Below are 11,061 nucleotides of genomic sequence, written 5' to 3'. Positions count from 1 at the left end.
TGAAGGCTAATTTGCGTTTCGCTCGATTTTCTGTGAGAGGAAAATCGAAGGTTGAAAATGAAATGGGTCTAGCGTTAATGGCAGTGAATTTAAGGAAATTCACTGCCAATCACTGAGAGCATAGCAATTCTTACTACTAAAAATAGAAAAAGATGAATTTGAATGTGCTCAAATTCATCTTTTTCACTATTTGAAACTAGTTATGTCCCAGCTTCTCTATAATGATTAACTGTCTAGCTCCAGGCGCCATCGGCTCTCAGGTCTAAGCCAAGCTGGCCAAAAGGTTAATGACAACCTTTCAGCCGGCCTGTCTTATGCTTGAGGCCCGCAGGACAAGGAAGGCTTCGTCAGCATAAACATCGCACGACCGAAAGCGACAGCTTTTGGGAGGATGCAGGTCATGCAGACATTGCCACAGGACGTGGCGGCGTTAGTCTGCGTTCCTAGAAAAGCGAGCGCCTTCCGTTTTTCTGGTTATCTGCTTTTCACAATCATGTTCACAGCTTCCTGGATTGCATCTTCAGCATTTTTGCCTTCATCGTTTGCTTCACGGATACATGTCTCCAGGTTTTTAGCTACAATATAACCCATTGCACGGTCAACTGCAGAACGGACAGCAGATAATTGTGTAACAACATCCTTGCAGTGTTTTTCTTCTTCCATCATTCGGATAACACCCCGCACCTGGCCTTCCAGTCTTTTCAAGCGGTTTTTCATTTCAGGTGTATATTCCATGAGTCTCACTCCTCACACTCTCAATTCCCTTTATAGAAACCTTCACAAATTAAGTTAATTTTTTCAATTAAATTATAACTGCTATAATATAAGAAACACAAAAATTTATCAAACCAAAGGGTAAAGATATGTTAAACAAATTACATGACCGGTATCCGGGCTCTCAACTTCAATTTATAAAACCTGATTTTAGCTATAACTCTGATTTGTACTGGTTTCATCATGAGGAGTCAGGCCAATGGCTTGGCATTCCAGTTCAAGAGGTATCTGCAGATAGTCTAACGGTATTGAAAACTTTGTTTGAATTCCATGACAGTTCCATTCACCTTGCTCCGGCTGCCCAAGCCTGGTTTCAATACCTATTTTCAAATGGGGATCATCCGTCATTCGCAAAAGATGTTCCATACAGACTGGTTCAATTCAAAATGTCTGAGGGCGAATGGGTACGTGAGGATATGGAAGCTGCTTTTAGAGGTTTTTTTGAAAAGGACATAACGATTTTATGGAACGGGAAATCCACAGGGGTCATCATTGAAGAGAGTAAAGACTCTCTTGCGGAAGAAGAGTTCCTTGCTGTTTCCAATGCACTAGAAAGCGATTTTTTTGTGAAAACAGCCTTTTACATTGGCATTCCGAATAGGGCGGGAACACAATTACTCAAGATTTTTAAAGAGGAACAGCTTCTTTTCGAGCAGGCTTCCTCACTTATTCCCGCTGAAAGAGTGCTGAATTTTGAAAAGCTCTTCCCATCTCTTATCACCGGGCAGTTGGATTCATTTTTAAAAAAATGCCTGCTTTCACGCCTTTCTTTACTCGAAGAAGAGCTTGAACTACTGCACACCATAAAAGTATTTTTACAAAACAGCTCCAACGCTTCTTTAACGGCGAAAAAGTTGTATATTCACCGGAACACTCTGCAATACAGGCTCGATAAGTTCACAGAGAAGACCGGCATACAGCTGAAGGACTTTAACAGCGCGCTGACTGTTTATTTAGCGTGTTTGCTGATTGAGCAAACCTGACTTGAGCACATTGCATAAAAACGCTTTCAGTATTTTTGTGCAGTTTGGCCATATTGGAAAACCCCCGTATCCATTAAACTGAAATTAAGAAAAAAGATTATTTTGGAGGTTACCCTGATGGCAGAATTAAAACTCGATAATATTTATAAAATTTATGATAATAAAGTAACAGCTGTAGAAGATTTCAACCTTCATATTAAAGATAAGGAATTTATTGTTTTTGTAGGTCCTTCCGGCTGCGGAAAATCCACAACTCTACGTATGATTGCAGGTTTAGAGGAAATTTCAAAGGGCGACTTCTATATCGATGAGAAACGTGTAAACGATGTTCCTCCAAAAGATCGAGATATTGCAATGGTTTTCCAGAACTATGCACTTTATCCGCATATGTCCGTGTACGATAACATGGCTTTCGGACTTAAGCTTCGCAAGTTTCCAAAAGAGGAAATCGACCGCCGTGTAAAAGAGGCAGCAAAAATTCTGGGGCTGGAGCCTTACCTTGACCGCAAGCCAAAAGCTTTGTCAGGCGGACAGCGCCAGCGTGTAGCTCTAGGCCGTGCGATTGTCCGTGATGCAAAGGTATTCCTCATGGACGAGCCTTTATCAAACCTTGATGCAAAGCTTCGTGTTCAAATGCGTGCAGAAATTGCCAAGCTCCATCAGCGTCTTCAAACAACTACTATATATGTAACACATGACCAGACAGAGGCCATGACAATGGCTACCCGCCTTGTTGTTATGAAGGATGGAGTGATTCAGCAGGTTGGCGCACCAAAAGAAGTTTATGAAAAGCCTGAAAACGTATTTGTAGGCGGATTTATCGGTTCACCTGCCATGAACTTCTTTAACGGAACGCTTGAAGACGGCAAATTTATCATTGGCAAAACTCAGATTGCTGTGCCGGAAGGTAAAATGAAGGTCCTTCGTGAACAGGGATATACGGGTAAGAACATTATCCTTGGCATTCGCCCGGAAGACATTCACGATGAGCCGGTATTTATTGATGCATCTGCCGGTTCAAAAATCAATACCCGCATAGACGTTTCCGAGCTGACTGGTGCTGAAACAATGATTTACTCAAGCATCGAAGACCAGGATTTTGTTGCGCGCGTTGATTCCCGCACGGATATTAATCCAGGCCAAAACCTTGAACTGGCGTTCGATATGAACAAAGCACACTTCTTTGATGCAGACCATGAAAGAAGAATCCGTTCTGAAAAAGAATAACATTGAAACCCCGTCAAAGCTGACGGGGTTTTTTAATACAGTCAACATCCAATTCGCCGTCACCAAGTCTGCAGCCATCTATTTTCGTAACTACTCTTTGATAAATTTGACCGAATCACTGCCGCATGATGGGCACTTCAGCAAATGGGGACATTCCTCCTCCTTATAATCCAGCGGATAGCCATCCTCCATTTTCATCTGGTCAATTGGCATATAGGCACTATAATCATCGTAAAAATCCATTACTCTTCCACTGTCCTCCATCCTGCTTCCGCAGGAGCTGCATGCTGCTGCAATTTTCTCAAAGCCATTGCAGACTGGGCAAATAGCCATTACAATCCTCTCACTTTCCTTTTCTGATATTAATTATGATTTGTCTGTTTAGTTTTCCTTATGTAAATCTCTTAATCGGAGGGTTTTCTCAGGAAAAAATTCCCGATTATCTGAAAGAATAAACTTTTATAAATCAAACATAATAGAGAGTAAACACAGCGACATCAAGCACCAGCACTAAGAAACGATGGGTTACGCCAGGCAGTGGAGCAGGATATTATCCTTGCGCTGGTGCAATTCCAGCTAACCCAACCAAAAACCAATACACTAATATTTCGAGGAGGAAATCACATGAACAACCAATCATCTAACAGAAGCAATTCCTCAAACCAATTACTAGTACCAGGAGTAGCTCAAGCACTTGATCAAATGAAGTACGAAATCGCTACTGAATTTGGTGTAAACCTTGGTGCAGAAACTACTTCCCGCGCTAACGGATCTGTTGGGGGAGAAATCACAAAACGCCTTGTACAAATGGCAGAACAACAGCTTGGCGGCGGTTCTTTCTAATAAAGCAAAATAACAATTGAATAAATATGGCTTTGGCCCTCCTTCTTGAAAGGGGGGCCATTTTATATTTAGACCATTTTTTTGGGCACAACCCAATTCTCATATTGTTCTTCCGTAATATACCCTGTTTTTAAGGCTGCTGCTTTCAGGGTTGTATTCTCCCTGAATGCGAGTTTGGCAATTTCCGCTGCCTTTTCATAGCCAATATACGGATTTAGTGCCGTAACAAGCATTAGTGATCTCTCAACATGTCCATTAATCACTTCTTTATTAGCCTCCAATCCCATCATGCATTTTTCATTAAAAGAGGCCATTCCATCCCCTAGAATACTGATGCTTTGAAGAAGATTATAAATTATAACAGGCTTGAACACATTCAATTCAAAGTTCCCCTGACTTGCAGCGAATCCAATCGAGGCATCATTTCCAAAGACCTGGCAAACCACCATCGTAAGGGCTTCGCTTTGTGTCGGATTTACTTTACCTGGCATGATTGAACTGCCTGGTTCATTTGCCGGGATCGATAATTCCCCAATTCCGCTGCGCGGCCCGCTTGAAAGCCATCGGACATCATTGGCTACTTTCATCAAATCTGCTGCCAGACCCTTCAATGTTCCATGAAAATGGACAATTTCATTATGGCTGGTCAAAGCCTGGAATTTATTGTCAGAAGAACGGAATGTATAGCCTGTAAGCCTGGAAATTTCGTTTGCCATTTCAGGTCCAAATGATGTCTCTGCATTAATGCCCGTTCCGACTGCTGTACCGCCAATGGCTAAGTCAAGCAGGTACTGCTTTGCGTCCAACAGCATTCTTTCATTCTTTTCAAGCATGGCACGCCATCCGCTGATTTCCTGACCCAATGTAAGCGGTGTTGCATCCTGTAAATGGGTCCTGCCTATTTTGACGATTGATTTGAATGCCTCTTCTTTCGATTTAACTGTACTTATTAATTCCTTCAATGCCGGAAGCAGCTTTTGATCTGCCGCCGTATAAGCGGCGATATGCATGGCAGTCGGAAACGTATCATTAGAGCTTTGAGACATGTTGACATCATCATTTGGATGCACTTGAATATCCTGAATCCCCTTCTCAGCCAACAATTCATTCGCCCTTTTAGCGACAACCTCGTTTACATTCATATTTGATTGTGTGCCGCTCCCTGTCTGCCATACAGCCAGAGGAAAGTGTCTGTCAAACTTATGGTTTAGGACTTCATCGCAAGCTTCTGTGATGGCTTCCATTTTGTTATGGGAAAGCTTCCCTAGCCTATTGTTGACTACTGCAGCAGAACGCTTTACCTTGGCAAATGCATAAATTACTTCCATCGGCATTTTTTCAATTCCGATTTTAAAGTTATCCTTGCTCCGCTGTGTCTGAGCTCCCCAGTATTTATCAGCGGGCACCTTCACTTCACCAAGAGTATCTTTTTCAATCCTAAAATCAGCCAACTGTCATTCCTCCTTAAATGATTACTATGATTCCTTTTTAATCTTTTCCCTTATTTTCTAAATTTAATAATAAAAAACCATATAAAAAAACTGCCTGGCTGAAAAGCCGGCAGTTATGCTTTTATAATTGTATACCCAATAAAGTATCCAAGCACCATAATGCTTGCTATTACCAAAGTAATAGAAAGTTCCTCCATATAATCTCCTCCATATACGCGTGATACCATAAGAGTATCATGAATATCGGAGTTCAAATTCTTTATACCATTACTATTCTGTGTCTGAGAATTGAACATTTATTGAACAAAATAACTATAAAAAGAAAGCGCCATCCTGCGCTTCCTTCTACCCTGCAAGAGTTGATCCCTGCTGCAGCTTATACATTTGATAATATTTGCCCTTTTGCTCCATTAACTCTTCATGGTTCCCTTTTTCAGCAATTCTGCCCCTATCAAGAACGAGAATTTGATCAGCATTTCGGATTGTCGAAAGCCGATGGGCGATGATAAAGGTGGTTCTTCCTTTTTTCAGCACGTCCATAGCTTCCTGGATAATTAATTCTGTCTCAGTGTCTATGCTCGATGTGGCTTCATCCAGGATCAGGATGGCTGGATCAAAAGCAAGAGCACGGGCAAATGAAATGAGCTGTCTCTGCCCGCTGGAGAGCGTGCTCCCCTTCTCGATAACCGGCTCATCAAAGCCTTTTTCAAGGTGCTGGAATATCTTATCTGCTCCGACATCCTTCAGGGCTTTTTCCACTTTCTCACGCGATATTTCAGGATCATCAAGGCTGACATTGGAAGCAATTGTCCCGGTGAACAAAAACGGATCCTGGAGGACGATGCCCATATGCTTTCGGAGCTCCTGCCTTGGAATCTTTTTTATATCCATGCCATCTATCATAATTTTTCCTTCCTGACAATCATAAAAACGGAAAAGAAGATTCATGATTGAACTTTTCCCTGAGCCTGTATGGCCAACCAGCGCAACTGTCTCTCCTTGCTTTGCTTCAAAATTAAGATCCTTCAGCACATATTCCTTCTCATTATAGCCGAAGTGCACATGATCAAATGTAACATTCCCTTTATAGCGGGAAATTTTATTATCACTGATATCAATGCCTTCTTCATCTAGCAGTTTGAAGACTCGTTCACCAGCAACCAACGCCTGCTCAAGATTGGCCAATTGGTTGACAATGCCCTGCACAGGCTGAAACAGGCGGTTAATATAGTCTACAAAAGCATAAAGCATCCCAAGTGAAATGACAGCTGCCACATTGAGCGACTCTCCTCCGAAGTACCAGATGAATGCAACAAAAACGACATTCCTCAGCACACCCACCAAATTATGCGATGTCAGTGAATTCAGGCTCAGAAGTTTATTTTGGTAGGTAAAATGCTCTGTATTCAGCTTTTCAAAATCCTTCTGCGTATCTTTTTCGCGGCCAAACGCCTGGATAATATTCATTCCCTGAATCGATTCATTAACCATGCCATTGATATCACTAACCCTGGAACGGATAACATGATTGTATTTCGATGCATACTTACGGTACACTATCGCCCATACGTATAAAATCGGCAGCAGGATTAAACATATCGCAGCAAGCTTGGCATTTAAAATAAACAACGCGATATAAATACCTGTAATATATATGACACTTGTAAAAAAGGTTGCCAATACGGTCACATAAAGCTCACGGATGGCTTCAGTATCATTGGTTATACGAGCAACCACCTTGCCTGCCGGAAGATTATCAAAATAACTGATTGGCAGCCTTTGAATCTGCCCGAAGACATCTTCTCTCATTTGCTGGATAATTCTATTTGCTGACTTTTGCAAAAAAAACCGCTGGCCGTACTGAAAAAATGCAGCGATCACCAGTAATCCAAAGTAAAAGGCCAAAAGCTGAACAATCTTAGGTATCTCAGGTGAGTAGAATAGCATTAATTCTTCACCAGTTAATGCCTTACCTGCATAGGTTTCGCTTTGGCCGCTTTTTTCAATAACGAGTTTGCCCTCTTTGAAGGTTCGCTCTCCATCAAAAGAAATGTCACCCCTGATAAAGACGAATTGGCTTCCAGCCTGCAGGATGCGGGCCTGATCAATTTTCCGCTCACCCTGATCTATATTTTGCTCCTTTTTGTAAAACTGGCCATCAAATTCCACAGCATCTTTTCCGCCTTCTGTCTGATACCAGACAGATTCTATGCCAAGGATATGGTCATCAATCATCTTCTTCGCGATGAAAGGCCCTGCCAGATCTGCTGCTACTGCAACTGTAAGCATTAGCAATGCAGCAATTATCGTTTTTTTATAATGAAGTGCATATTGGAATAACCGCTTTCCTGTGGTCATGAAAGCACCTCCTCTTCAGCAGATGTTTGAGTCTGCTGCCTCAAAAATTGTTCCTTATACCATCCATCCATACCCAATAAGTCCTCATGAGTGCCTTCCTCTGCTATTCTGCCATCATCAAGGACGATTATATGGTCGGCATGCTGGACTGCTGACATTCTGTGTGTCGTAATGATTGTCGTTTTGCCTTTGCGCTCAGTACGGATATTTTCAATAATTTTCTTCTCTGTTTTAGCATCAACGGCTGAAAGAGAATCATCAAGAATCAGAATTTCTGGATCCTTCACAAGGGCACGTGCAATCGATATCCGCTGTTTTTGCCCTCCTGATAAGGCCACTCCTTTTTCACCGACCATTGTTTCAAGTCCTTCCGGCAGCAATTCAAGGTCTTTTCGGAAAGCTGCCAAATCAATCGCTTTTTGCATATCCTCTTCAGTTGCTTCCTCTTTTCCAAAAAGGATGTTTTCCCTGACAGTCCTCGAGAACAGAACATGATCCTGTGGAACATAACCGATCCATCCCCTTGTTCTTTCAAGCTCCTGTTCTTCAATCGGAACATCTGCAATGGCAAGCTTCCCTGTGCCTGACGGATATTCTCTTAAAAGCTGCTTTATAAAAGTGGTTTTTCCGCTTCCTGTTTTCCCTACAATGCCAAGCGTTTCCCCCTGTTCAATATGCAGTTTAATCCCTGTAAGATTAGCCGTTTTTGATGAAGGATATTGGAAATGAACATCCTTGAAGATAACATTTTCAGGGACTTCAACAATAGACGGGTTTTCAGGATTCAGAATATCCTGCTTAGCGGACAATGTCTCCTGTACCCGGTCAAGGGACGCATTTCCCCTTTGCATGACATTAATTAATTCTCCAATAGCAAACATTGGCCAAATCAGCATGCCTAAATACACATTAAAAGACACGAGCTGGCCCAAAGTTATGGTTTGGTGGAATACAAGATAAGCACCGTATCCTAGCCCTATAAGATAACTTAAACCCACAATCACCTTTATCGTCGGCTCAAAAAGTGAATCAATTTTGGCCACTTCAATATTTTTGCTGTAAACATCTTCAGTGAGGTCATGGAAACGCTGCTGATCCGCTCTTTCCTGTACATAAGCGCGGACCACCCTAACTCCCGAAACCGATTCAAGAACCCGGTCATTGAGTTCACCGAAAGCATCCTGTGCGCTCATAAACCGCGTATGAATCTTCTTCCCGTAAATTTTTATCAGATAAGCCATGATAGGCAATGGCAATATTGCTGCAAAGGTTAGTTTCCAGCTAACCAGGAATCCCATCGTAAACAATATTGTCAGCATGAAGACGCTGGAATCCACCAGTGTCAATATTCCGAAACCGGCAGTTACTGAAATAGCTTTTAAATCATTTGTTGCCCTGGCCATTAAATCACCGGTCCGGTTTTTCTCAAAAAATGTTGGAGTCATTTTCAATAGGTGACCCATAAATTGTGAACGAAGTTTTCTTTCTACCAGGAACGCCCCTCCAAAGAGCTGGTACATCCAGATATAAGTGATTCCATAGGACACGATTGTGATGATTGCAAATAAACCAAGGTACTCCATTATTGTAGCACTGCTCATTTGACCAAGATGTATATCATCAATTGCCATTCCAACGAGCCTAGGAGGCATAACATCAAGGATTCCGACTATAATCAGCAGAGTAATGGCAATTGTATACCTTTTCCAGTTTTCTTTAAAAAACCAGCTTAATTTTCCTAAAATCGAAAACAACGATCTCTCCCCTTTCCGGTATGAAGCTCATGTTTCTAAAGAGAGCTTTCATACATAACCCACCAGCAAATACATAACTAGCCTCCATCCAAATCCTCCGGCAAATGTGCTTTTCTTTTCATTCTCACTGCATTCATAAAATGTTCCTCCCTTTTTTATGGCTGCCGTAACAGCCGCTATTAAAATATATGAAAACAGGCAATGCCTGAATTTCCTATCGGTATATTTGAGCATAATCGGTAATATTTGAGCATAAGACGAAAAAAAGACATACCGCGGCATGCGATATGTCTTTAAGAAGACAAAAGAGCCCACGTTACGAAATGTAACCTGTGCTCCTTCTAAATAAATGTGCAGGCAAATCCTGTTACAGTTTAATATGTTCTAAAGGAGAGGTTACAGATTTTAATTTTTGAGTTGTTGTTTGATGATGATGAATTAAAATCATTTTGTAGCCCTCCTTTTCATTTTTTTCCATATTGGTAAGATTATCACCGCATACACTAAAAGTCAATCAGCTTTTTACCTACTTTTATAAATTTTCTGTTATTTATTTTAAAGGCGCTTTTCAAATAGAGGGCTGTCTTTCCTCTATCAATGTTGTCCGTTGATTGCAGGGAGAGGATGCTCGCTCCAATCGACTCAGTGGATAAAATACTAAAAATCAATAAACCTTGTAAAGCAGCATAAAAAAAGGATCCCCCGGGATCCTTTATGAAGCCAATCTTCTTTTTTGCCTGTTGATGAAGTCGATAGTTATCCTGTTAAAGGCATCAGGTTTGTCGATGTTGCATACATGTCCTGCATCTGTAATGATTTTGACTGTAGCTGTTTTAGCTTTTTGGGCAATACTTTTTACAGACTTAATAAACAAGTGGTCTTCCTGTCCCATTATAAAAAGGGTAGGAATGTGGGAAATGCTGGATTGAATTTTCCCCAGGTAGGGATTAACCGATTTTGTTAAGGACAGCCAGTTGATGAATTCTTTTTGGCACATTTTTGCTGCCTGCCTTACAAAAGCATGTCTTGATTCAAGATGGTTTCTTTTTGGCATGATAATCCAGGCAAATAGCTTATAAAGCAGCATATATGGCAGCATATACTTATTCAAATTTGCAATGGCTATCAAAAACCTAGTGCGCCCGTTTAATTCAGTAATGGCACCGCCCAAAATCATGGAAGCTACTCTTTCCGGATGATTCTGCGCGATAGTTTGGATCACTATAGTCCCCAGCGAAATTCCCACAAAGTGAGAGTCCGTAATTTGAAGATGATCGAGCACATCCACTATATCCTGAGAAACTTCTGTAAAATGATCTCCTTCTTCCCAGGCGCCCTTTCCTGATTGACCATGTCCCCGCAGATCTACCAGCAGAACATTAAAATGCTTTTTGTACTCTCTCATTTGTTTATACCAAATTGCAGAGCTGCCCCCTGCACCATGAACAAAGGTAACCCATGGAAGGGACTTATCTTTCACATACGTACGGTAATATAGCATATATACTCCAATCCACATTCTAGTGTCATTTTTCTTAGTTTCGTTATTAAGAAGTTTCATTCTATTGTAAAGGATTTCGGCGAAAAATGCTTATAATATCACAAAAAATTCACTAGTTTCTTTTCAAGTATATTCTGCCAAATATTATTCCTTTCCCTTTTTATAACATA

At 41.3% G+C, this 11,061-nt stretch carries 10 protein-coding genes; 3 read left to right on the top strand and 7 right to left on the bottom strand.

The window, feature by feature from the left end; genetic code table 11:
• Nucleotides 1-474: 474 nt before the first annotated feature.
• Entirely contained in the window at nt 475-735 is a 261-nt protein-coding gene (locus M3205_RS11290) for a metal-sensitive transcriptional regulator (RefSeq protein WP_076262472.1), read from the bottom strand.
• 128 nt (nt 736-863) lie between these two features.
• On the opposite strand from M3205_RS11290, the gene M3205_RS11285 reads away from it, so the two are divergent.
• Both M3205_RS11285 and M3205_RS11280 read left to right on the top strand, forming a co-directional pair.
• Nucleotides 864-1,757: a PucR family transcriptional regulator gene (locus M3205_RS11285; protein ID WP_251169999.1), complete on the top strand. Its 894-nt coding sequence runs from the start codon at nt 864-866 to the stop codon at nt 1,755-1,757.
• A gap of 117 nt (nt 1,758-1,874) precedes the next feature.
• Nucleotides 1,875-2,984: an ABC transporter ATP-binding protein gene (locus M3205_RS11280; protein WP_251169998.1), complete on the top strand. Its 1,110-nt coding sequence runs from the start codon at nt 1,875-1,877 to the stop codon at nt 2,982-2,984.
• A 90-nt stretch (nt 2,985-3,074) separates the two neighbouring features.
• On the opposite strand, the gene M3205_RS11275 is transcribed toward M3205_RS11280, so the two are convergent.
• Nucleotides 3,075-3,317: a hypothetical protein gene (locus tag M3205_RS11275; protein WP_251169997.1), complete on the bottom strand. Its 243-nt coding sequence runs from the start codon at nt 3,315-3,317 to the stop codon at nt 3,075-3,077.
• A 291-nt stretch (nt 3,318-3,608) separates the two neighbouring features.
• Between M3205_RS11275 and M3205_RS11270 the strand changes: the two genes are divergently transcribed.
• Nucleotides 3,609-3,827 carry an alpha/beta-type small acid-soluble spore protein gene (locus tag M3205_RS11270; RefSeq protein WP_251169996.1) on the top strand — a complete coding sequence of 73 codons (219 nt, stop codon included), beginning with the start codon at nt 3,609-3,611 and terminating at the stop codon, nt 3,825-3,827.
• A 68-nt stretch (nt 3,828-3,895) separates the two neighbouring features.
• Here M3205_RS11270 and fumC read toward each other — a convergent pair whose 3' ends face one another.
• The 5 genes from fumC to M3205_RS11245 all read right to left on the bottom strand — a co-directional run bounded on the left by fumC (nt 3,896) and on the right by M3205_RS11245 (nt 10,891).
• On the bottom strand, nt 3,896-5,278 hold the full coding sequence (fumC, locus tag M3205_RS11265; protein WP_251169995.1) for a class II fumarate hydratase: 1,383 nt from the start codon (nt 5,276-5,278) through the stop codon (nt 3,896-3,898).
• Nucleotides 5,279-5,391: 113 nt separating this feature from the next.
• Entirely contained in the window at nt 5,392-5,574 is a 183-nt protein-coding gene (locus M3205_RS11260; RefSeq protein WP_251169994.1) for a hypothetical protein, read from the bottom strand.
• Between the two features lie 49 nt (nt 5,575-5,623).
• Nucleotides 5,624-7,636 carry an ABC transporter ATP-binding protein gene (locus M3205_RS11255; protein WP_251169993.1) on the bottom strand — a complete coding sequence of 671 codons (2,013 nt, stop codon included), beginning with the start codon at nt 7,634-7,636 and terminating at the stop codon, nt 5,624-5,626.
• A complete protein-coding gene (locus tag M3205_RS11250) occupies nt 7,633-9,390 on the bottom strand; it encodes an ABC transporter ATP-binding protein (protein WP_251169992.1) in 1,758 nt (585 codons plus the stop codon). Before M3205_RS11250 ends, M3205_RS11255 begins: the two co-directional genes overlap by 4 nt.
• A gap of 712 nt (nt 9,391-10,102) precedes the next feature.
• Nucleotides 10,103-10,891: an alpha/beta fold hydrolase gene (locus M3205_RS11245; protein ID WP_251170006.1), complete on the bottom strand. Its 789-nt coding sequence runs from the start codon at nt 10,889-10,891 to the stop codon at nt 10,103-10,105.
• Between the last annotated feature and the right edge of the window lie 170 nt (nt 10,892-11,061).

Source organism: Cytobacillus firmus (assembly GCF_023715565.1).
Classification (GTDB): Bacteria; Bacillota; Bacilli; order Bacillales; family Cytobacillaceae; genus Cytobacillus; species Cytobacillus firmus_C.
This window is presented reverse-complemented; position numbering and strand designations above follow the sequence as displayed.